Source organism: Variovorax ginsengisoli (genome assembly GCF_030811835.1).
In the GTDB taxonomy this organism is placed as follows: domain Bacteria; phylum Pseudomonadota; class Gammaproteobacteria; order Burkholderiales; family Burkholderiaceae_C; genus Variovorax; species Variovorax ginsengisoli_C.
Window position 1 is genome coordinate 1 of record NZ_JAUSRO010000014.1, and the last position, 20,807, is coordinate 20,807.

Sequence of the window (20,807 nt, forward strand, 5' to 3'; positions counted from 1 at the left end):
TTTCGCTTTCTGCGAAGCCTTCGATTATCACACGCTTTTTGCAAAACCTGCAAGCCTTCGAAGACTTTTTTCACCCTCCACTCACTCAGCACAACTTCCTCAGTCACACCAAACTCGCTTCCAGCGAAGCCTTCGATTATGTCACGGATTTTTCAATCCAGACAAAACTAAAGGTCTTTTTTCTCTCCACCCAGCAGATCAACCCTGAAGGCCTCCTGCCACACCAACTTCACCGCTTGCGCCGTGTGTCAGCTTCGTGTCGAGCCCGCTAGTATAGAACGGTTTTTGCGCTCTCGCCAGCCCGTGAGAGTAAAAATTTCGGATGGCTCTCGCCGGCATGGCATGCGGACGCCACGCCTGCGTTCAACGGTCCACGGACACCTTGAGCAAGCGCAAACCATTCGCGACGACCAGCAAACTGGCACCCATGTCTGCGAAAACAGCCATCCACATGGTCGCACTGCCGAAAACAGCCAACAGAAGGAACACCGCCTTGATCCCCAAAGCGAGGCTGATGTTCTGCCAGAGCACCGCGTGCGTCTTGCGTGACAGCCTGATCGTTGCGGCAATACGCCGCAGATCGTCGGTCATGATCACCACGTCGGCAGCCTCCATCGCCACGTCCGTTCCCATGCCACCCATTGCGATACCGATGTCTGCCTGGGCGAGGGCCGGTGCGTCGTTGATCCCGTCGCCGGTCATTGCAGTCATGCCATGGCGCTGCTGTAGACGCTGGACGGCGGCAAGTTTGTCTTCGGGCAGCAAATTGCCCTCGACCTCATCGATGCCTGCCTGGCTCGCGATGTGACGGGCGGTCGCCATGTTGTCGCCGGACAGCATGGCAGCGCCCACGCCCAACGCCTTGAGTTCGGCCACGGCTGCGCGTGCGTGGTCCTTGATGGTGTCGGCCACGGCGAACAGACCGATCACCCCGGCACTGGAGGCCAGAAGCGAGACCGTGCGGCCAGCGTCCTCATGGTTCGAGAGCAAGGCGTCGAGCGCCGGGCCGCCCTGGCTGCGCTCTTCCAAGAGCCGCCGATTGCCCAGCACATAGTGCACGCCGCGGACGACGCCCTCCACGCCCCGCCCCGCCAACGCCTTGAATTCTGTGACGGACTCCCCTCCGGAAGGCGCACCCAATCCTGAGGCAATCGCCTTGGAGACGGGATGATCGGACTGCATCGCCAAGCCCAGCGCGACCGCGCGCATATGATCGTCGCCGGCATGTGAGCCCATCCATTGGGTCTCCACCAGCGTCGGCTTGCCTTGGGTGATCGTCCCGGTTTTGTCGAAGGCGACCAGCTTGAGCTTTCGGGCGTCTTCCAGGTAGGTTCCGCCTTTGATCAGAATGCCGCGCCGTGCCGCTGCAGCCAGCGCGCTGACCACGGTCACAGGCGTCGAGATGACAAGGGCGCACGGGCAGGCGATCACCAGGAGCACAAGGGCCTTGTAGATCGCTTCGAGCCAAGTCCAGCCCATCACCCAAGGCATGGCGACCGCCACCGCGAGTGCAATCAAGAAGACAGCCGGTGTATAGACAGCCGCAAAGCGGTCGACGAAACGCTGGGTTTTTGCGCGAGACCCCTGTGCCTGCTCCACCGAGTGGATGATGCGTGCCAGCGTGCTGTCCGTGGCGCCCGCGGTCACGCGGACTTCCAGCAGCCCTGTCTGGTTGATGGTGCCTGCGAACACCGTGTCGCCGACCGCCTTGTCCACAGGAATACTCTCGCCGGTCACCGGGGCCTGATCGATCGCGCTGCTCCCTGCGGTGACCACCCCGTCGAGCGGCAGTCGCTCGCCAGGACGCACCCGCAACACGGCATCAACCGCAACCTGAGCGGAAGGCACGCGCAGCCAGTTGCCGTCAGGCTGGCGGACGTCCGCCTCTTCGGGGGCGAGCGCCATGAGGCCCTGGATGGCGTTGCGCGCGCGATCGACCGAACGTGCCTCGATCCATTCCGCGATCGCATACAGCGCCATCACCATCGCCGCTTCGGGCCATTGGCCGATCACGAAGGCCCCCGTGACCGCAACGCTCATCAAAGCGTTGATATTCAGTCGGCCCCGCAGCAACGCCGCCATGCCCTTCTTATATGTATCGAGACCCGCCAGCCCGATCGCAACGGCGGCCAATGCCATTTCCAGGCCGGTCATGAGCCATGTGTCACCACCTGAAAACGCCAGCAACTCGGCAATCAGCGCCAGGGCCAATGCAGCCACAAGCCGTGGCATGCCCCCGCCATATGCGCCGTGCGACGGCGAGTGCGCGTCGGCAGGCCCCCCATCGGCGGCCGTCTGGAGAGGCTGCGGATCGAATCCGATGCGTCGAATGGCGGCCAGCGAAGCCCCGACGACCGCCTCGGGCGCGTCGATCACCAACGTACGTGCGCCCAACTGGAACTTGAGGCTGCGGATGCCCTCCACCGGCTCGAGCGCGCGCCGGATTTCCGATTCCTCGGCCGCGCAGTCCATGGTCGCAATCCGGAAGGCTCCAGCGACAGCGCCCACGTGCGCGGCTGGTGGCACCTCATGAGAACAGTGAGCATGTTCGGAACCGTGGGCATGCCGCCCTGGCCCCTGAGCGTCATGCTGGGCGGGATCCGGCGCATGGCCATGTGCATGGTCATGCCCGGCACGAAGCACCGTCGGCGCGCAGCAGTCGTCGTGAGCGGCGGCACAGGGGCCAGCTGCTGTTTCCACATCCTGGTTTCTCATGAGGCTTTCTTTCATGTGTCCATTGGAAACCCTGAAGCAGGTTTAGAGTCAAGCCCTTGATCGTGCATTTCATCGGAGACCGCCATGAAGATAGGCGAGCTGGCTGCGGCCACCCAGACCCCCGTCGAGACCATTCGCTTCTACGAGCGCGAACAGTTGCTGCCCGTGCCGCAACGCACCACGTCCAACTACCGGATCTACACGCCAGCGCACGGGGAGCGGCTGGCGTTCATTCGCCATTGCCGCTCACTCGACATGACGCTCGACGAAATCCGCATCCTGCTGCGCTTCAAGGACCAGCCGCTGGAGAGTTGCGCGGAGGTCAACGCGCTGCTCGACGCACACATTGGCCATGTGGCGCATCGCATCCAGGAACTCAAGACGCTGGAGACCCACCTCAAAGACCTGCGCAGGCAATGCCACGACAGCCCCGATGCGGAGCATTGCGGCATCCTGAACGAACTGACCCAGGCTTCTTCGCTCGCGGTAGGCGCCACGTCGCGGCGCGGCGGCGACGGACATGTCCACGGCAGCCACGCACCCGGTACAAGAGCGCAGGCGGACAGCCCGGCCCTCAGCGATCAATGACCGTGGTGGGCGCCACGGCCATGGCTACCATGCGCAGAATGCGCCGCATCGTCATGGGCATGCCGATGGCCCCACATCATGAACACGTCGCGGCCCTCGGCGGCCATCTGCACTTTGGCTCCCACCGGCAACAGAACCTTGGTGGGCACATGGCCAAAAGGCAACCCGGTGAGCAACGGCACTTTCTTCAATGAAGTGCGCAGCCGGTCGGTCACGGTCTTCAGACCGAAGCCGCGGTCGTTCGGTACCTTCTTGAAGTTGGTGAACTGGCCGAGTACCACGGCCCGCTGGCGACCCAGAACGCCCGCATGCAGCAACTGGTCGAGCATGCGCTCGATGCGGTAAGGGTGCTCGCCCACGTCCTCCAGAAAGAGCACGCCCTTGTCGATGGCCGGAAAATACGGCGTGCCGAGCAGGCTGGTGAGCACACACAGGTTACCGCCCCAGAGCACGGCGTCCTGCACGTTGCGCAAGGTCGGTGCGTCGCCGTCGCGCGCCGGCAGGCGCCAGCCGGTGCCTTCGCCCTGACCGCCGACCAGATCGTCGAAACAGGCTTCCATGATGTCGTCAGGACCGGCTTCGGCGCCGAAATCCTCGCCCACGGCCGGGCCCGCCCAGGTCACTGCGCCAGTCTTGGCCAGCAACGCATTCTGGAAGGCCGTGAAGTCGCTCAGACCGACGAACTCAGTACCACGTTCGATGGCCTTTGTCACAGCCTTGTAGGGCAGGGTGTCGAGGATGCGCGTGAGGCCGTAGCCCCCGCGCGAGATCAGTGCGATGTCGGCCTTGCTGGCCGCCGCACGCCCGATGGCGGCCACCCGCGTCGCATCATCGCCAGCAAAACGCTGGTGTGCAGTGAGCGCGGCCTCGTCGATTTCGACCTCGTACCCCAAGGCCTTGAGCCGGGCAACGCCACGGCGGAAGGCAGGCTTGTCGCGCACGGCGCTGGAGGGCGAATAGATGTAGATGTGTTTTTTCACGAGGCGAAGTATCCCATTGCGTCCTGCACCAATTGCATTGCCTGCGCGGGCGAGGGGCCGCTGCGGCCCATCGGTGTAGGCGGCCAGGCCCGCAAGGCCGCTTCGTGGCCACGGTCCGGAAACGGCGCGCGCCACGCCAGTGCCGCTGCGGCGGCGTTGCCTGCGTCAGGCGCGAGCAGCAGGCCCCGGCAGGGGCTTGCAGTGCCCGACCGCTGCGCCACATCGGCCAGGACGGCGACAACGGCCTGGGCCAACGTCGCTGCGGCTGCACTGTGGATCAGCACGAACGGTCCCGGCTGCTGCTCGGCCAGCCAATCGACCAGCACGTCCCGATGCCAGTCGAGTGTCAGCGCAGTGGCCTGCTTGGGCTTGTCGCTCCTGCCGAAACCGATCAGGTCAGGCGCCAGCACACGCAGCGTCGTGCTGCCAGGGAGATGCCGAAAGAAATAGCTCCATTCGCCCGGGCCGTGCAGACACACCAGCGTTCCGGCATCGCCCTCTCCTTCGTCGAGGTAGTGCATGCGCCAACCCTGAAGCCGCGGCAGCGCCTGGGTGTAGTGCGGCGTGAACGCGGCATCGGTGGTGTCGGGAAGCCCCAGGAAACAGGCATCCGGCGTACGAAGCGCGTCTTCTCGCAGGGGTTGGGCCTGCGCCCTCGCCTGCCTGCGCCGCTCGCCGAAGAACGCCTGGAGCACGCCTGCGCACGCATCGGCCAGCACACCGCCGGTGACCTTCGTGCGATGGTTGAGCTGGGGTTGCGCAAACAGGTCGACCACCGAGCCGGCCGCACCGGTCTTGGCGTCGGGTGCGCCGAACACGACCCGCGCGAGCCGCGCATGCAGCATCGCGCCCGCACACATGGCGCAGGGCTCGAGCGTCACGAACAGTTCGCAACCGTCGAGCCGGTAGTTCCCCAGGGCTGCCGCGCCTGCACGCAACGCGTTGATTTCGGCATGCGCGCTCGGGTCGTGCAGGGCCACCGGCGCATTTCGGCCCGTGGCAATACAGACGCCATCGCGCACCAGCACGGCGCCTACCGGCACTTCGCCGGCGGCGCCCGCCTCGCGCGCCTGGGCGAGTGCGAGCGCCATCCAGTCGCGGTCGGTCATGGCCACGTTCCCTTGGTCAATCGACCATTCCGAGCCGCTGCATCCAGACCGCCAGGGCCTGTTCGTCAGGCGAACCTTCGGCATACACCGCCTGCATGGCGGCGTGCGCTTCCTTGCGATGCTGGTTGAGTTTGATCTTGCATTGCAGGTCCGTCACGCGCAATTCGAAACCCACCATGCCGGCGAGCATCTTGTGCTGGAACACTTCGCCCAGGTCGCGCCATTGCTGGGCATAGGCTGGCTCGTGCTCGCCGATGAGTTGCTTGAGCAACACATCCTTGGCCTGCGGCTCGTCGACGATGCGCGCTTCCACCGTGCAATGCACGGCGAGGTAATTCCAGGTTGGCACGCGCGCGAGGTCGGGGTACACCGCAGGCGACAGATAGGCATGCGGCCCGAGGAACGTCACGACCGCACGGGGCCGCGCCGCCAAGTACCGCCAATGCGGGTTCGGCCGAGCGCAGTGTGCCCAGAGCGAGAACGGCTCGCCATCGCGTGCCTCCGCCACCATCGGCAGATGGGTGACATAGGGCAGGCCTTCATCGTCGTTGGAGATGAGGCTGCCGAACGGATGCGCGCGCATGAGTTCCAGCGCGAGCGCCGCATCCTTGGCCTGGAACTGTGGGGGCATGTACATGGTCGATCACCGGGTGTGGACTGCCTCGATTGTCCGCCAGTCGCGCCGCGCCACGTCGCCTGTGCCGAGGTACGCTCGCCTGGCCGACAATCGCCAACGCCATGCAGGACTCCCTTTTCGACGACCTCGATCCGCTGCCGCCGCCCACACCCGCACCGGCACCCTCACCTGAAGGCAAAGCGGCACCACGCGCCCGGCGTGCCACCGCCGCTCGCGAGACCCTGGTGACTGCCGTCGCGCCCGACCCTGCCCTGCAGCAGATTGCGGCCGGCCTTCCTGCGCGCCTGCACATGGGGAGCTCGTCCTGGCATTTCCCGGGCTGGGCCGGCTTGGTCTGGGAGGGCGATTACGAGCAATCCGTCCTGTCCAGGCACGGCCTGCCCGCCTATGCGCAGCATCCGCTGCTGCGCGCCGTGGGCATCGATCGCACGTTCTACCGGCCGCTGACAGCCAGCCAGTTCGCCCGCTACGCGGCGCAGGTGCCCGACGACTTCCGCTTCGTGGTCAAGGCGCCCAGCGTCGTCGCCGATGCGATGGTGCGCGACGAGAATGGCCGAGGCATGCAGCCGAACCCGGTGTTTCTCGACCCGCTGCTGGCTGTGCAACAGTTCGTGCAGCCCGCGCTCGACGGACTGGGACACAAGCTCGGCGCGCTGGTCTTCCAGCTGAGCCCCCTGCCCGTCCCGATGCTCGCGCGCTTGCCCGAGGTGCTCGAACGACTGCGCACGCTGCTGTGTGCATTGCCCGCGCTCGCGCCCACCGCACCCGACGCCGTGACGGCCGTCGAAGTGCGCAACCCCGAATTCCTGACGCCGGCATTCGTCGACGTGCTGCGCGAAGCGGGGGCGACCTATTGCCTGGGCCTGCATCCCAAGCTGCCGCCGATCGAGGCGCAATTGCCGCTCTTGCGAGCGCTTTGGCCCGGTCCGCTGGTCTGCCGCTGGAACCTGAACCGGTTGCACGGCGCCTATGGCTATGAAGATGCGCGCGCGCTGTACCTCCCGTTCGACCAGGTGGTCGACCCCGATCCGGACACCCGCGCCGTATTGGCGCGCGTGATCGACGCCACCACGCGTGCGGGGCAGCACGCCTATGTGACGGTCAGCAACAAGGCCGAAGGTTCGGCGCCGTTGACGGTGCGCTCGCTGGCGCAAGCGCTTGAGCGCCGGCAGGAGATGCCGGCGCCCGAACGCCGCTGAGGCTGGCGTACGATTCGCGTCCCAGGCAGGCAGCGCATGACCCCTCACATCGACGACGAGATCACCTTCCGCAGACTCGAGATCCTGCTGGCCTTCATGGAGACCGGCAACCTCGGTCGCGCCGCCGAGATGCTGGAGATCAGCGCCGTCAGCGTTCACCGCGCCCTGCACGGACTGGAGACAGGATTGCGCTGTGCCCTGTTCCGGCACGAGGGACGCAACCTGCATCCGACGGAGGCGGCCCAGGCGCTCGCCGAGCTGGCAAGGGAGGTGCTCCGCACCATGGCGGAGGGCGTTCGCTCCACCCGTGAACTGGCGGGCTATTCGGCCGACCGCATCCGCATTGGGTCGCTCTATTCGCTGACGAACCGGACCGTGCCAAAGCTGGTCATGGGCATGAAGCTGCGCAAACCGGACCTCCAGACCGAACTCGTACTGGGCTCCAACGCCGATCTGCTGCGAAAACTGCGTGACGGCGCCATCGATGCCGCCCTGATGGGCTCACCCGACCAGGCGTCGGACGTCGAGTCCGAAGCGCTGTTCGAGGACGACATCTATTTCGCAGCACCGATGGGCTCGCGGTACGGCGGCATGCAGCAGATCGACCTGGGTGCGTGCGCCAATGAACGCTTCGTCACCCTCAGCGAAGGGTTCGTGACCTACAGCGGTTTCATGGAAGCATTTCGCGTCGCGGGCTTCACACCCAATGTCGTCATGAAGACCGGCGACATCTTCTCACTCATGAACCTCGTATGCGGCGGCGTCGGCTGCACGCTGCTGCCCGGACGCGTGCGCAGTGTCATGCCGCAGCAGATCGAACTGATTCCGCTGCAGGCCAGGTACCTCATGCGCCAGACGATCTCGCTGAGCTTCCTGAAGACCCGCGAGCGCGATCCCACCCTGCTCGCGTTGCTCTCGTTTTGCCGCACGTCCAAGGCGGACCTCGGCTGAGCATCGCCGACTCCGCACAGGGGGTTAACCCTCGATCATTTCAGTTGGCGTAAGGGTGCCGCGATCCAGTTCATTGATCGTCCAGGAGGGAGTACGTACCGTTCGTACCCAGACGCGCGTCGTTGCGCGTCACCATAAAAAAATCTCCGGAGACATATCGATGAGTTCCCATTGGCTGTCAATTTACGCGCTGGTCGGCATGTTCGTGCTGGCCACGGTGCTTCCTATCAACATGGGTGTGATTGCCTTCGTCGGCGCCTTCCTGGTTGGAACGCTGGTCGCCGGCATGAACGCCAAGGCCATCATGGGTGGCTTTCCCGCCGACCTGTTCCTCACGCTGGTCGGCATCACGTACCTTTTTGCGCTCGCCCAGAACAACGGCACGATCGACTGGCTCGTCAGGCTGGCGGTGCGAGCCGTGCGTGGGCGCATTGCCGCCATTCCGTGGATCATGTTCTTCATCGCGGCATTGCTCACATCGGTGGGTGCGGTCAGTCCGGCGGCGGTGGCGATCATCGCGCCGATCGCGCTGGGCTTTGCCGCCAAGTACGGCATCAGCCCGCTGCTGATGGGCTTGATGGTCGTGCACGGCGCACAGGGCGGCGGCTTTTCACCCATCAGCATCTACGGCGGCATCACGAACAAGATCGTGGCCAAGGCGGGTCTGCCGCTCAACGAAATGGCCACGATGATGGCCAGCCTGGGCGTCAACCTGGCAGTGGCCACGCTGTTGTTCTTCATGTTCGGTGGGACGAAGCTGCTGCGCCAGAAGGCCGATGCCCATGGCACCGTGCCCGCCGTCGGCAGGGTGGCGCACGGCCAGGGCGGCGCGCAAGTCTACGGCGACGCCGAAGGCGAGTCGTTCGGCGAAGAGCGCCGCACCCGCACCCCCGACAGCGATTCGCTGATGGACGCCGCATCGAGCACCCCCGCCGAAGCAGGCTCGCGCGTGTACCAGATGGCCACCGTGCTCGGGTTGGTCGCACTGGCCGTGCTGACGCTGTTCTTCAAGCAGGACATCGGCTTCGTCTCGATCACCATCGGTCTCGTGCTCACGCTGATGGCCCCCAATCTCCAGAAGCGCGCCCTGGGACAGGTGTCCTGGCCCGAAATCATGCTGATCGTGGGCGTAAGCACCTATGTGGGCGTGATGGAAAAAATGGGCACGATCGACTTCGTGGGCCACAGCGTGGCGGGACTCACTTCCCCACTGATGGCAGCCTTGCTCTTGTGCTTCGTCGGCGCCGTGGTTTCTGCCTTCGCCTCGTCGACGGCCGTGCTGGGTTCGTTGATCCCCCTGGCCGTGCCCTTCCTGCAAGGCGATGCCGCCGTCGGCGCCATCGGCTTCATCGCCGCCATGGCCGTGTCGTCCACGATCGTCGACGTCAGCCCGTTCTCCACCAACGGCGCCCTGGTGCTCGCCAATGCCAAGGGCGTGGACCGCGACGTATTCTTCAGGCAACTGATGATGTATGGCGCCATCGTGACAATCCTGGCGCCCGTCGTGGTGTGGCTTCTTTTCGTGGTGCTGTAGCGCGCCTTTCTTTCAACTCCGCAATTCATCTTCATCATGAACTCCAGGCTCTGGAACACCAAGGCAGATGACCGCAACGCGCGGTTGGCGCGCGCATCGAGCGCGCTCGGCACAGGGCTCGTCGGCAAGCGCGTCGACGCCGATGCCATCGGCACCTTGCTCGAAGCGGTGCTGATGCCCGGCGACAGGGTCTGTCTCGAAGGCAACAACCAGAAGCAGGCCGACTTCCTCGCGCAAGCCCTGGTGAACGTCGATCCGCAACGTGTCCACAGCCTGCACATGGTGCAGTCGGTGCTGGCATTGCCGGAACATCTGGATGTCTTTGAGAACGGCGTGGCCTCGCGCCTGGACTTCAGCTTCTCGGGTCCCCAGGGTGCCCGGCTGGCCAAGCTGGTGTCGGGCGGACGCATCGAAATCGGCGCCATCCACACCTACCTTGAATTGTTCGCGCGCTACTTCGTGGACCTGACGCCCAAGGTGGCGCTGGTCGCGGCCCACGCAGCGGATGCCCAAGGCAACCTGTTCACAGGCCCGAACACCGAGGACACGCCGGCCATCGTCGAGGCGACGGCATTCTCCGGCGGCATCGTGATCGCGCAGGTCAACGAGTGGGTGGATGGCAAGACCACGACGCTGCCACGCATCGACATCCCCTCCGACTGGGTGAGCTTCGTGGTGAAGGCGCCGCGGCCGAACTTCATCGAACCGCTGTTCACGCGCGACCCCGCGCAGATCAGCGAGGTGCAGATCCTGATGGCCATGATGGCGATCAAGGGCATCTACGCCGAGTACGGCGTGCAACGCCTGAACCACGGGATCGGCTTCGACACGGCCGCCATCGAACTGCTGCTGCCCACCTATGCAGAGTCCCTGGGACTCAAGGGAAAGATCGGCCAGCACTGGGCACTGAACCCCCATCCGGCGCTGATCCCGGCGATCGAGGCGGGTTGGGTGAAGTCCGTGCACTCCTTCGGTTCCGAGCTTGGCATGGAGGACTACATCCGGGCCCGATCCGACGTGTTCTTCACCGGGCCGGACGGCAGCCTGCGCAGCAACCGCGCGTTCTGCCAGGCCGCCGGCCATTACGCCTGCGACATGTTCATCGGGTCGACCTTGCAGATCGACCTCGACGGCAACAGCTCCACGGCCACGCTGGGACGCATTGCAGGCTTCGGCGGCGCGCCCAACATGGGTGCGGATGCCCGGGGCCGCCGCCATTCGAGCCCCGCCTGGCTCAAGGCCGGACGCGAGGCGCGCGACGGGCGCACCGGCGCGGCCGGCACGCCACGCGGGCAGAAGCTGGTCGTGCAGATGGTCGAAACATTCCGCGAGCACATGCAACCGGCCTTCGTTGACCGGCTCGATGCCTGGACGCTGCAGCAGCAGGCCGGCATGGATCTGCCGCCGATCATGATCTACGGCGACGATGTCTCCCACATCCTGACCGAAGAAGGCATCGCCAACCTGCTGCTCTGCCGCAACGATGCGGAGCGCGAGCAGGCGATCCGCGGCGTGGCCGGCTACACCGCGGTCGGGCTTGCGCGCGACAGGCGTGCGGTAGACAACCTGCGTGATCGGGGTGTGATCCGAAGGCCTCAGGACCTTGGCATCGACCCGCGCCAGGCCACGCGCAACCTGCTGGCCGCACGCAGCATGCGCGACCTCGTCCGCGCTTCGGGCGGGCTGTATCAGCCGCCCAGGCGCTTCAGAAACTGGTAGCAGGAGATTCACCATGAGCGACGTTCCCGCAGGGCTTGAGACCCTGGACTTTTCCTTCTCCGGCGGTCGACCTGCAGGTGCCTTCGCGCCGGTGCTGGTCGGCGTGGTCGGTTCCGGCAATCTCGAGGTGCTGCTCGAGGCGGTCGACGGCCATGATTGCGCGGTGCGTGTCGAGACCTCGGCGCGCGGCTTCGAAGCGATATGGCAGGCCGTCATGGACGACTTCAACGCGCGCCACGCCTTGGCGGGCGTGCGTGTCTCGATCAACGACATGGGCGCCACGCCTGCGGTGGTGAGCCTGCGGCTCGACCAGGCCGTGGCCGAAATCCAGGGAGGCCGGCCATGATCAGCTTTGCCGAATGCTCGGCGCGCGAACGGCTCGCATTGCTGCTCGACCCCGACAGCTTTCACGAATGGCTGCCGCCGAGCGAGCGAGTCATGAGCCCGCACCTGGCGCAGTTGGGCGTGCCGTCGGCCTTCGACGATGGCGTGGCCGTCGGGCGCGCAACGCTTGACGGTCACCCGGTTTTCGTCGCTGCGCAAGAGGGCGAATTCATGGGAGGCGGCGTCGGCGAAGTGCACGGCGCCAAACTGGTCGGCATGCTGCAGCGTGCGCTGCGTGACCGGCCGCAAGCGGTGCTGTTGCTCGCAGAATCCGGCGGGGTGCGGCTGCACGAGGCCAATGCGGGACTCATCGCCGTCTCGGAAGTGATGCGTGCCTTGCTCGACGTGCGCGTGGCCGGTATTCCGGTGATCGTCCTGATCGGGGGGGCCAACGGCTGCTTCGGTGGCATGGGCATCGTGGCACGCTGCGCCGATTACATCGTGATGAGCGACACCGGCCGGTTGGCCATGTCCGGCCCCGAGGTCATCGAAGCCTCCCACGGCGTGGAGGAATTCGACTCACGCGACCGCGCGCTCGTCTGGCGTACCACCGGCGGCAAGCACCGCTGGCTGACCGGTGACTGCGATGCGTTGGTCGAAGACGACGTTGCCGCCTTTCGCGCCGCCGCCATCGCGGCCCTCGGGCATTCGGCGCCATTGACCCTGGCCACACTGGAAGCAGAGCATCTGCTCCTCGCCCAGCGTCTGCACGCGCTCTCGTCCACCGACACGGAGCGCGACGACGCCACACAACTGTGGCAGGCGCTCGGCGTGGTCGACGCCGACCAGGTTCCCGAACTATCGGTCGAAGCGGTACGCGCGCTGCGCATCATCTAAACAGGAGCATCCCATGGAGTGGACATCTCTCGCCGCACAACTCTTCGGCCCCGACCACGGCGTGCGCGCCGACGGGGACTTCCTCGAGGGCGACGTCGTCTTCGAAGGCAAGCCGCTCACCGTGATCGGCACGACGAACCACGCGCCGATCGGCGTCAAGCTGGCGCTGGCCCAGGCCCGCGGGGTGCTCGACACCATCGCCCAGCATCCTGGGCAGCCCATTCTGCTGCTGATCGACACCCAGGGGCAGCAGTTGCGCCGTCGCGACGAACTGCTCGGCATCAACCGTGCGATGGCGCACCTTGGCGCCACGATCGATTTTGCGCGGCGCCAGGGACATCGGGTGATCGGGCTGGTCTACGACCAGGCCTTGTCGGGGGGTTTCATCACCTCCGGCCTGATCGCCGACGCCTGCTACGCCCTGCCCGAGGCCGAGATCCGGGTGATGCGGATTCCTGCGATGGCCCGCGTCACCAAGCTGCCCGAGGAGCGGCTCGAAGCGCTTTCCCTGTCCAACCCGGTGTTTGCGCCCGGCGTGCAGAACTACGTGACGATGGGCGGCGTGCGGGCGCTCTGGCAGGGCGACCTGCAGGCCGCGCTGCGCAACGCCCTGGAACACACACCCACGCAGGACTTGCGCGCGCGCGATGGTGCCGAACGCGGTGGGCGCCAGCTGGCCGCGTCCGTGGTCCAACGCGTGCTGGACGCGGCCTGAACACAGAAAACCGTTGAACGACCGAAGGCACGCCATGCCCAGTTTGCGACGCCACCAACTCGTCCGGCTCAACGACGCGGGCTGGGGTTCCATCCTGCAACACCCTTGGGACGCGCAGGCACTCGCGTGCCTGACGCACTGGTCCACCCACGGGCTTCCACTGGTGGTCACTCGCCAGTCCGCAGCCGAACGCCATGAAGGCGCGATCGCGCTGGGACTGCCCGCGCCCCTGCACTGGGGCAAACGCCGGCTGACGCTGCAAGCAGCCCAGGCCGACGTGTTGGGCTTCGACGAATTCCCGCAGCTCCTGCAGGTGCGGCCACTCCTTGCGGTCCGTGCCGATGCCGCCCTGCACGACCTCGCTTGCGCGCTTGACACCTGTGGCGCGAAGGCGCGCGTCTTCGGCAGCTACGGTTGGCAGGCAATCACCGGCATGCCCTTCGTGCATCCGGCGTCGGACCTCGATCTGTGCATCGCCGTCGACGGCATCGCGCAGGCGGATGCGGTGGCACTGGCACTGGCCTCGTGCGCAGCCCCGCTGCCCCGGCTGGACGGCGAGCTCGCCTTCGACAGCGGTGCATCGGTCGCATGGCGCGAATGGCTCGAATGGCGAAGCGGACGTGCACGCGCAGTGCTGGTCAAGCACCTGAGCACGGTGACCCTGGAGCATGGCACCGACTGGTGCGCGCATGCCGGGGCTGAGGTGGTGCAATGATCGCGCCCGCGTACCCGATGACGATGCCGCGGCAGCGCCCGCTCACGCCCGCCGACATCGGGCGTGCCGCCACGCTCGCGCTGCACGACGAGCTTTCGCTCGCGCCCAAGCCTGGGCTGGTGACCTTGACCGACTGCGGCAGCCACACCGACATGGATGCGCACACCTTCATGCGCAGCATGTTCTCGCTGCGCCATTACTTCGTGCACATCGCCCAGGCCGGCTTCGAAGGCGCTGGCTTCGACGTGCTGGAGCGCAGCGGCATCGCTGCAGAAGCACGGATGCGCCATGCCACCGGCGGCGTCAACACGCACCGCGGCGCCATCTTCATGCTCGGCCTGCTGTGCGCGGCGGCAGGCGCCGCGCTGCACGACGAAGGCGGCGCGCTGCATGGCGACGCCGTGCGGACGGCACTGCGCCGGCACTGGGGCGACGCGCTCGCCAGCCGCAGCCAGCGCGTCTCGACGCTGCCCGGCGGTATCGCGGCGCGGCGATTCGGGCTTCGCAGTGCCTCTACCGAGGCGGCACTCGCCTTCCCGGTGCTGTTCGACACGGCACTGCCCGCGCTGAAAGCGGCGCAACGCCGTGGCCTCACGCCGCCGGAGGCGCGGCTCGACACCCTCTTTCACATCATGGCGGTCCTCGACGACAGCAACCTCGCCCATCGTGGCGGCCTCGCCGGTTTGCGCGACGCGCAGCGCATGGCGCAAGACTTCGTGGATCAAGGCGGTATCGCCCGGCCCGGCGGCATGACGCACGCGCATGCCATCGCCGACGCGTTCGTGGCACGGCGCCTGTCGCCTGGTGGCGCAGCCGACACGCTGGCGGCCGCCTGCCTGATCGCGCGCATTTGCGTGGCCTCATGAGCTTCGCGCTGCTGTTCTCCGGTCAGGGCAACCAGCATCCGGCGATGCTGCCCTGGATAGTCGACGATGCCATGGTGAACGACATGCGAGCGCGACTGGGTGTGGCCGACTGGCGTCTGGCACTGGAGAACCCCGCCTGGGCCGAACGCAACGGCAATGCGCAGACCCTGCTGACGGGCCTGGCGCTGGCCGCCTGGAACCAGTTGGCGAGCCGGGTAGCGCGCCCCGCGGCCATTGCGGGCTACAGCGTGGGGGAATTGGCGGCTTTCAGCGCGGCAGGCGTGTTCGACGCTGGATCGGCCATGGCACTCGCGCAGCATCGGGCCGCGGCCATGGATGAATGTGCCGAGCGCGATCCTGGCGGACTCCTGGCCGTCACCGGCCTGTCGACCCCAAGCCTTGAGAAGCTGTGTGCGAAAACCGGCCTTGCAATCGCCATTCGCAATGGCCTGGAAAGCGTGATCCTCGGCGGGCCCCTGGCCGCGTTGGGGCACGCAGAGCAGGCGGCCGCCGCCGAAGGTGCGCAATGCACACGGCTGCGCGTCAACGTGGCGTCCCACACTCCCTGGATGCGCGAGGCGGCGGTGCGTTTCGCCGGCACGTTGGAACACGTGGCGTTGCGGGCACCGCAAATTCCCCTGTTCAGCAACGCTGCCGATCGCATTGGGAATGCCCGGTCGGCCGGGCAGGCGCTGGCGGCCCAGATCGCCACCACCGTCCATTGGGACGAATGCATGGAAAACGTCATGGCGCGACGCATACGCTGCGTCCTGGAAATCGGTCCCGGGCAGGCGCTGGCTCGCATGTGGAATCAGCGTTATCCCAACGTGCCGGCCCGCGCGTGCGACGACTTTCGCAGCGCCGCGGCGATTGCGTCCTGGCTGGCCAGCCACGACGACAGATGATCCGTTCGTTTCAACCACGCCACCCATGTCCCCAGGAGATTCACCATGCGTACGAATGATGCAAAAACCCGCCTGATTCCCGCAGCGGACATCAAGGAGGCCCATGTGCCGAGCACGTCGGCCTACAACGAACTGGTCGCTCAGGCAGAAGCGGACCATGACGGGTACTGGTCCCGGCTCGCGCGTGAGTTCCTCAGCTGGCGCACACCGTTCACTCAAGGGTTGGACGACAGCCAGGCGCCGTTCTTCAAGTGGTTCGAGGACGGCACCTTGAACGTTTCCTACAACTGCCTGGACCGCCATGTCGAAAGCGGACTCGGCGACAAGACCGCCCTCATCTTCGAGGCTGACGACGGCCAGGTGACGCGGATCAACTACCGTGCGTTGCTCGAGCGCACCTGCCGCCTGGCCAATGCGCTCAAGGCGCGGGGTGTGCAGAAGGGAGACCGCGTCGTCATCTACATGTCGATGAGCATCGAAGGTGTGGTCGCCATGCAAGCCTGCGCGCGGATCGGAGCCACCCATTCGGTGGTCTTCGGCGGTTTCTCCGCGCAGAGCCTGCGCGACCGCATTCACGACGCCGCAGCGGTGATGGTCATCACTGCAGACGAACAGGTGCGCGGTGGCAAGCAGTTGCCGCTCAAAGCCATCGTCGACGAAGCCATCGCCCTGGGGGGATGCGAGTCGGTGACCAACGTGCTGGTCTATCAGCGTTCGGGAGCGGCCATTGGCTGGAACGCGGCGCGCGACCGCTGGCTGCATGAAGAGATGCAGGACCAGCCGGCCACCTGCGAGCCAGAATGGGTGGGCGCCGAGCATCCGCTCTTCGTGCTGTACACCTCAGGCTCGACCGGCAAGCCCAAAGGCGTCCAGCATGCCAGCGGCGGATACCTGCTGCATGCGGCGCTGACAAGCCAATGGACTTTCGACCTGAAACCGGACGACGTGTTCTGGTGCACGGCCGACATCGGCTGGGTCACTGGCCACACGTACATCACCTACGGCCCCCTGGCGCTGGGCGCTACCGAGGTGGTCTTCGAGGGCGTGCCCACCTACCCGGATGCAGGACGCTTCTGGAAGATGATCCAGGACCACCGGGTGAGCATCTTCTACACCGCACCCACCGCCATCCGGTCGCTCATCAAGGCCGCGGAGAGCAACGAAACCGTGCACCCTCGGCGCTACGATCTGTCGAGCCTGCGCATCCTCGGGTCGGTCGGCGAGCCGATCAATCCGGCCGCCTGGGAGTGGTACCACCAGCACGTCGGCGGTGGCCGCTGCCCGATCGTCGATACCTTCTGGCAGACGGAGACAGGCGGCCACATGATCACACCGCTGCCAGGCGCCACGCCCTTGGTGCCCGGCTCCTGCACCCTGCCCTTTCCAGGCATCGCGGCGGCCATCGTGGACGAGACGGGGAACGACGTGCCTAACGGACAAGGCGGCATCCTGGTGGTCAAGAAGCCATGGCCCAGCATGATACGAACGATCTGGGGCGACCCCGAGCGCTTCAAGTCCAGCTACTTCCCGGCCGAGCTCAAGGGCTTCTACCTGGCCGGCGACGGCGCGATCCGGGACGCCGACACTGGCTACTTCACCATCACCGGGCGCATCGATGACGTGCTCAATGTGTCGGGCCACCGCATGGGCACCATGGAAATCGAGTCTGCCCTGGTGTCGTGTACGGCCCTCGTGGCAGAGGCTGCGGTCGTCGGCCGCCCGGATGACACCACGGGCGAAGCGATCTGCGCGTTTGTCGTCCTGAAGGGTGCCCGTCCCAGCGGCGACGAGGCCAGGAAGATCGCCACCGAACTGCGCAATTGGGTCGCCAAGGAAATCGGCCCGATCGCCAAGCCCAAGGACATCCGCTTCGGAGACAACCTGCCCAAGACCCGCAGCGGCAAGATCATGCGACGCCTGCTGCGTTCCGTTGCCAAGGGCGAGACCGTCACGCAGGACATCTCGACGCTGGAAAATCCGGCCGTGCTGGAACAGTTGGCGCAAAGCAACTGATTCGGGTCGCGCCCGCGTGAACAGATGCCAGGCCTGCCTTTTGGGCCTCGGTTCGCGTGGTCACCGCGCTTCGTGTTCGGTGTTGGGAGCCCAAGGTGCACGCCCGGGCCCTGCCCGGTTCGCGAAGTAACGCGCGGGTGATTCCCCGAAGGCCCGCCTGAACATCGCGATGAAATTGCTGGGTGTGGCGTAACCCAGCGCATCGGACACGCGGGCCACGGACTCGCCCCGGGCCAGGCTCTCGAGGGCATGAACCAGTCCCGCCTGCTGACGCCACTGCGCGAAACTCATGCCCAGCTCGGACTGGCACAGCCGCGTCAGGCTGCGCGGCGACAGCCCCGCCCATGAAGCCCATTCATCCAGCGTGCGCGTATCACCTGGTGCCTCCAGCACCGCATGGGCGATGCGCAGCAGCCGCCGGTCGGTGGGCATTGGCAGATGCAGGGGCTCGCGGGGAGCGAGGCGCAGTTCGTCCAGCAGCACGGCCGTCACCCGGCGCTGCGCGGCGGTGAGCCGGCCCTGCCCGCTCCAGCCCACCGCGCGGCGCACCAGTGCACGCATCAATTCGCTGACACCCACGACGCAGGGGTCGGTGGGCAAGGCCCGCGCGGCCTCGGGCGTCACCAGAACGTTCCAGCCACTCATCACCCCGCTGATGTTGGCCATGTGCGGCATGCCCGGCGGCACCCAGCCGGCGCGATGCGGGGGCAGCAGCCATGACCCCTGGCCGGTGCGCACGTGCACCAGGCCGTTCTCGATGCAGAAGATCTGGCCACGCAGGTGCTGGTGCCAGCCGGTCTCGCGCGTGCCGAGCTGGAATTCGCTGTCCGTTTTCTCGCTGCCCCAGACCGCGATGAGCAGGGGGCCGTCGACACGTTCGCTGAGATCGAACAGCGCGACGTTCGGCGAGATGACCGCCTGCTGCTTCGTCGACGGGATCGCTGGCATGGCCGAATTCCATTGTTTTACGTCCATATAACGTTATCAGGTTTGCCTCGGCCCGCCGGACACTGGGCCATCACCAACCACTGGAGTGCTCATGCGCACCGCCACCGCTCTCTCTCCCGCGCCCCTGCTGCGCCCTCACCTGCCCTTGTGGCTTGTCATCACGATGGCCTGTCTCGCCTCCTTCATGGTGGTGATGGACGGCTCCATCGTGAACGTGGCGCTGCCGGCGATGCAGCGCGACCTTCATTTGTCCCATGAAGCCCAGCAGTGGGTGATCGATGCCTATCTGCTGAGCTTCGGCGGCTGCATGCTGCTGGCGGCGCGCGCGGGCGACCTCTATGGGCGGCGGCCGGTGCTGCTGGCCGGCTTGTTCCTCTTCACGCTCTCCAGCCTGGCGGGCGGCCTGGCCTCTGGCGCCGCGTTGCTGCTGGCAGCGCGCGCCGTGCAGGGCGTCGGCGCCGCCGTGCTGGCGACCTCCTCCATGACGCTGGTGTTGGCCGCGACGCACCACGACAAGCAGGCGCGCGCCAGTGCACTGTCGCTGTGGGCCGCACTGAACTCGGCCGGCTTCGCCCTGGGCGTGGTCATCGGCGGCGTACTGACCGAAGGCGCAGGCTGGCGCTGGGTGATGTTCGTCAACGTACCGGTCGGTCTGGCACTGATGGCGGGCATCGCTTCCAGCTTGCTCGCACCCGCGGCGCAGACAGCACGACCACGACTCGACGTGCCCGGTGCGCTGGCGTCTACGCTAGGCAGCGCACTGCTGGTCTATGGCATCACCCAATCGACCGCGCTGGGCTGGTGTTCACCACTTGTGCTGGGCGCACTGGCCTTGGCGCTGGGACTGTGGGTGTTGTTCGTTGTGATCGAACGGCGCAGCGCCAGCCCACTGGTGCGCCTGTCGATCTTTCGACTGCCCGGGCTCGCCGTAGGCAACCTCCTGATGCTGGGCCTGGGTGCCTTGCTCGCCGCATCGATTTACCTGATCTCCACCAGCCTGCAGCAGGTCGCGGGCTATGGCGCGCGCGAAACCGGTCTGGCCATGCTGCCGATGGGCCTGATGCTGGCGGCGGTGCGGCTGCTGTTCACCAAAACCATCGGCGCGGGCACGGGCCGGCGGCTGCCGCTGTGGGGCGCGTTGCTCGCCGCGGCGGGTCTGGCCTGGCTGGGCCGATTGCCTGCACAAGCGGCGTTCATGCACGACGTGCTCGGGCCGACGCTGCTGGTCGGCACTGGCCTGGGCCTGCTGATCCTGGCGGCCACGCATGCGGTGACCTCGGGCGTGCCGATGCAGGACGCCGGCCTGGCCTCCGGGCTGGCCAACACCGCGCGCCAACTGGGCGGCGCGCTGGGGGTGGCCGCACTGGCAACGCTGGCCGGAGCCATCGTGCAGGAGCAGCCCACAGGCATCGATGCACAGAGCGCCGTGCTGGCCGGCAACCATGCCGCATTCTTCACGGCAGCGGGCCTGGCCTTGCTGTGCGGCCTGGTGTCCTTGCGCCTGGGGCCGCCGGCCTGAAATTTCCGCCACCTTGGATGAATATCGACACAGGAGAAAAGCATGACCTTGAATTCCGCAGACTTCACCCTTCACGACGTCGCACGGTTCCCATTGGTTCTCGCGAAAGGCGAAACATCGCCCGGTTACGCAGCCCAATGGGAGCGCGAGATGCAGGCGCTTTTGGCCCATGGAAAGGCCTTCGTGCTGGTTCATCCCCAAGCCCGAGCGGAGGAAGCACATGAAGATCGCAAGCGGCGAGGCCTCTGGCTCAAGCAGAACAAACAGGCACTGGGCGCTTGCTGCAAGGCCGTCATCAGCGTCGAGCCCGACGACGTACGGCGCACAGCGCTGGCCGCCCAGTCGGCCATGGCGGAGAAAGCCTTTGGCATTCCAATGCGCATGGCCGCGACGCTGGAGCAGGCTTGCGCCGATGGCTTGGCGATTGCGGGTTGAGTGCTGAGGAACACGCCCTCCAGCGGCGACTGCAAGCG

Annotated in this window: 20 protein-coding genes; 15 read left to right on the forward strand and 5 right to left on the reverse strand. The window is 66.4% G+C overall.

Annotated features, from left to right (window positions below):
* On the forward strand, positions 1–272 hold a 272-nt coding region (locus J2W36_RS19890; RefSeq protein WP_307691506.1), incomplete at its 5' end, for a hypothetical protein.
* Positions 273–363: 91 nt separating this feature from the next.
* On the opposite strand, the gene J2W36_RS19895 is transcribed toward J2W36_RS19890, so the two are convergent.
* Positions 364–2,715, reverse strand: a complete 2,352-nt coding sequence (locus tag J2W36_RS19895; RefSeq protein ID WP_370869362.1) for a heavy metal translocating P-type ATPase — start codon at positions 2,713–2,715, stop codon at positions 364–366.
* Between the two features lie 84 nt (positions 2,716–2,799).
* Here J2W36_RS19895 and cadR point away from each other — a divergent pair, with 84 nt between their 5' ends.
* Positions 2,800–3,303 (forward strand): Cd(II)/Pb(II)-responsive transcriptional regulator, encoded by a 504-nt coding sequence (gene cadR / locus J2W36_RS19900; protein WP_307691507.1) that lies wholly within the window; start codon positions 2,800–2,802, stop codon positions 3,301–3,303.
* Here the strand turns inward: cadR and J2W36_RS19905 are convergent.
* From J2W36_RS19905 to J2W36_RS19915, 3 genes are read right to left on the reverse strand one after another with little or no spacing between them, the layout of a single operon-like run.
* Positions 3,297–4,283 carry an LD-carboxypeptidase gene (locus J2W36_RS19905; RefSeq protein WP_307691508.1) on the reverse strand — a complete coding sequence of 329 codons (987 nt, stop codon included), beginning with the start codon at positions 4,281–4,283 and terminating at the stop codon, positions 3,297–3,299. The two genes, cadR and J2W36_RS19905, sit on opposite strands and share 7 nt — an antisense overlap.
* Positions 4,280–5,392, reverse strand: a complete 1,113-nt coding sequence (gene tadA / locus J2W36_RS19910) for a tRNA adenosine(34) deaminase TadA (protein ID WP_307691509.1) — start codon at positions 5,390–5,392, stop codon at positions 4,280–4,282. Before tadA ends, J2W36_RS19905 begins: the two co-directional genes overlap by 4 nt.
* A gap of 16 nt (positions 5,393–5,408) precedes the next feature.
* The gene (locus J2W36_RS19915) at positions 5,409–6,029 is read right to left on the reverse strand and encodes an FMN-binding negative transcriptional regulator (RefSeq protein WP_307691510.1); all 621 of its coding nucleotides are present in this window, start codon (positions 6,027–6,029) and stop codon (positions 5,409–5,411) included.
* 101 nt (positions 6,030–6,130) lie between these two features.
* Here J2W36_RS19915 and J2W36_RS19920 point away from each other — a divergent pair, with 101 nt between their 5' ends.
* The 11 genes from J2W36_RS19920 (at position 6,131) to acs (ending at position 17,867) form a co-directional block, all read left to right on the forward strand.
* Positions 6,131–7,228, forward strand: a complete 1,098-nt coding sequence (locus tag J2W36_RS19920) for a DUF72 domain-containing protein (protein WP_307691511.1) — start codon at positions 6,131–6,133, stop codon at positions 7,226–7,228.
* A 36-nt stretch (positions 7,229–7,264) separates the two neighbouring features.
* Positions 7,265–8,179, forward strand: a complete 915-nt coding sequence (locus J2W36_RS19925; protein ID WP_307691512.1) for a LysR family transcriptional regulator — start codon at positions 7,265–7,267, stop codon at positions 8,177–8,179.
* 160 nt (positions 8,180–8,339) lie between these two features.
* Positions 8,340–9,713 carry an SLC13 family permease gene (locus tag J2W36_RS19930; protein WP_307691513.1) on the forward strand — a complete coding sequence of 458 codons (1,374 nt, stop codon included), beginning with the start codon at positions 8,340–8,342 and terminating at the stop codon, positions 9,711–9,713.
* 36 nt (positions 9,714–9,749) lie between these two features.
* Entirely contained in the window at positions 9,750–11,432 is a 1,683-nt protein-coding gene (gene mdcA / locus J2W36_RS19935) for a malonate decarboxylase subunit alpha (RefSeq protein ID WP_307691514.1), read from the forward strand.
* A 13-nt stretch (positions 11,433–11,445) separates the two neighbouring features.
* Positions 11,446–11,778 (forward strand): malonate decarboxylase acyl carrier protein, encoded by a 333-nt coding sequence (gene mdcC / locus J2W36_RS19940; RefSeq protein WP_307691515.1) that lies wholly within the window; start codon positions 11,446–11,448, stop codon positions 11,776–11,778.
* The gene (locus J2W36_RS19945; protein ID WP_307691516.1) at positions 11,775–12,653 is read left to right on the forward strand and encodes a biotin-independent malonate decarboxylase subunit beta; all 879 of its coding nucleotides are present in this window, start codon (positions 11,775–11,777) and stop codon (positions 12,651–12,653) included. Before mdcC ends, J2W36_RS19945 begins: the two co-directional genes overlap by 4 nt.
* A 13-nt stretch (positions 12,654–12,666) precedes the next feature.
* Positions 12,667–13,368, forward strand: a complete 702-nt coding sequence (locus tag J2W36_RS19950; protein ID WP_307691517.1) for a biotin-independent malonate decarboxylase subunit gamma — start codon at positions 12,667–12,669, stop codon at positions 13,366–13,368.
* A 34-nt stretch (positions 13,369–13,402) separates the two neighbouring features.
* Positions 13,403–14,083 (forward strand): malonate decarboxylase holo-[acyl-carrier-protein] synthase, encoded by a 681-nt coding sequence (mdcG, locus tag J2W36_RS19955; protein WP_307691518.1) that lies wholly within the window; start codon positions 13,403–13,405, stop codon positions 14,081–14,083.
* Positions 14,080–14,949: a triphosphoribosyl-dephospho-CoA synthase gene (locus tag J2W36_RS19960; RefSeq protein WP_307691519.1), complete on the forward strand. Its 870-nt coding sequence runs from the start codon at positions 14,080–14,082 to the stop codon at positions 14,947–14,949. Before mdcG ends, J2W36_RS19960 begins: the two co-directional genes overlap by 4 nt.
* Complete coding sequence (locus J2W36_RS19965) at positions 14,946–15,854, forward strand: acyltransferase domain-containing protein (RefSeq protein WP_307691520.1); 909 nt, start codon at positions 14,946–14,948, stop codon at positions 15,852–15,854. Before J2W36_RS19960 ends, J2W36_RS19965 begins: the two co-directional genes overlap by 4 nt.
* 45 nt (positions 15,855–15,899) lie before the next feature.
* Complete coding sequence (gene acs, locus J2W36_RS19970) at positions 15,900–17,867, forward strand: acetate--CoA ligase (protein WP_307691521.1); 1,968 nt, start codon at positions 15,900–15,902, stop codon at positions 17,865–17,867.
* Between the two features lie 60 nt (positions 17,868–17,927).
* On the opposite strand, the gene J2W36_RS19975 is transcribed toward acs, so the two are convergent.
* Positions 17,928–18,815: an AraC family transcriptional regulator gene (locus J2W36_RS19975; RefSeq protein WP_307691522.1), complete on the reverse strand. Its 888-nt coding sequence runs from the start codon at positions 18,813–18,815 to the stop codon at positions 17,928–17,930.
* A gap of 91 nt (positions 18,816–18,906) precedes the next feature.
* On the opposite strand from J2W36_RS19975, the gene J2W36_RS19980 reads away from it, so the two are divergent.
* Both J2W36_RS19980 and J2W36_RS19985 read left to right on the forward strand, forming a co-directional pair.
* Complete coding sequence (locus J2W36_RS19980; protein WP_307691523.1) at positions 18,907–20,334, forward strand: MFS transporter; 1,428 nt, start codon at positions 18,907–18,909, stop codon at positions 20,332–20,334.
* Between the two features lie 42 nt (positions 20,335–20,376).
* Positions 20,377–20,769 (forward strand): hypothetical protein, encoded by a 393-nt coding sequence (locus J2W36_RS19985; RefSeq protein WP_307691524.1) that lies wholly within the window; start codon positions 20,377–20,379, stop codon positions 20,767–20,769.
* Positions 20,770–20,807: the final 38 nt, after the last annotated feature.

Coding starts and splice junctions, on each gene's coding strand:
- J2W36_RS19895 (WP_370869362.1), bottom strand. CDS start 2,715: ATGAGAAACCAGGATGTGGAAACAGCAGCTGGCCCCTGTGCCGCCGCT.
- cadR (WP_307691507.1), top strand. CDS start 2,800: ATGAAGATAGGCGAGCTGGCTGCGGCCACCCAGACCCCCGTCGAGACC.
- tadA (WP_307691509.1), bottom strand. CDS start 5,392: ATGACCGACCGCGACTGGATGGCGCTCGCACTCGCCCAGGCGCGCGAG.
- J2W36_RS19915 (WP_307691510.1), bottom strand. CDS start 6,029: ATGTACATGCCCCCACAGTTCCAGGCCAAGGATGCGGCGCTCGCGCTG.
- J2W36_RS19920 (WP_307691511.1), top strand. CDS start 6,131: ATGCAGGACTCCCTTTTCGACGACCTCGATCCGCTGCCGCCGCCCACA.
- J2W36_RS19925 (WP_307691512.1), top strand. CDS start 7,265: ATGACCCCTCACATCGACGACGAGATCACCTTCCGCAGACTCGAGATC.
- J2W36_RS19930 (WP_307691513.1), top strand. CDS start 8,340: ATGAGTTCCCATTGGCTGTCAATTTACGCGCTGGTCGGCATGTTCGTG.
- mdcA (WP_307691514.1), top strand. CDS start 9,750: ATGAACTCCAGGCTCTGGAACACCAAGGCAGATGACCGCAACGCGCGG.
- mdcC (WP_307691515.1), top strand. CDS start 11,446: ATGAGCGACGTTCCCGCAGGGCTTGAGACCCTGGACTTTTCCTTCTCC.
- J2W36_RS19945 (WP_307691516.1), top strand. CDS start 11,775: ATGATCAGCTTTGCCGAATGCTCGGCGCGCGAACGGCTCGCATTGCTG.
- J2W36_RS19950 (WP_307691517.1), top strand. CDS start 12,667: ATGGAGTGGACATCTCTCGCCGCACAACTCTTCGGCCCCGACCACGGC.
- mdcG (WP_307691518.1), top strand. CDS start 13,403: ATGCCCAGTTTGCGACGCCACCAACTCGTCCGGCTCAACGACGCGGGC.
- J2W36_RS19960 (WP_307691519.1), top strand. CDS start 14,080: ATGATCGCGCCCGCGTACCCGATGACGATGCCGCGGCAGCGCCCGCTC.
- J2W36_RS19965 (WP_307691520.1), top strand. CDS start 14,946: ATGAGCTTCGCGCTGCTGTTCTCCGGTCAGGGCAACCAGCATCCGGCG.
- acs (WP_307691521.1), top strand. CDS start 15,900: ATGCGTACGAATGATGCAAAAACCCGCCTGATTCCCGCAGCGGACATC.
- J2W36_RS19975 (WP_307691522.1), bottom strand. CDS start 18,815: ATGCCAGCGATCCCGTCGACGAAGCAGCAGGCGGTCATCTCGCCGAAC.
- J2W36_RS19980 (WP_307691523.1), top strand. CDS start 18,907: ATGCGCACCGCCACCGCTCTCTCTCCCGCGCCCCTGCTGCGCCCTCAC.
- J2W36_RS19985 (WP_307691524.1), top strand. CDS start 20,377: ATGACCTTGAATTCCGCAGACTTCACCCTTCACGACGTCGCACGGTTC.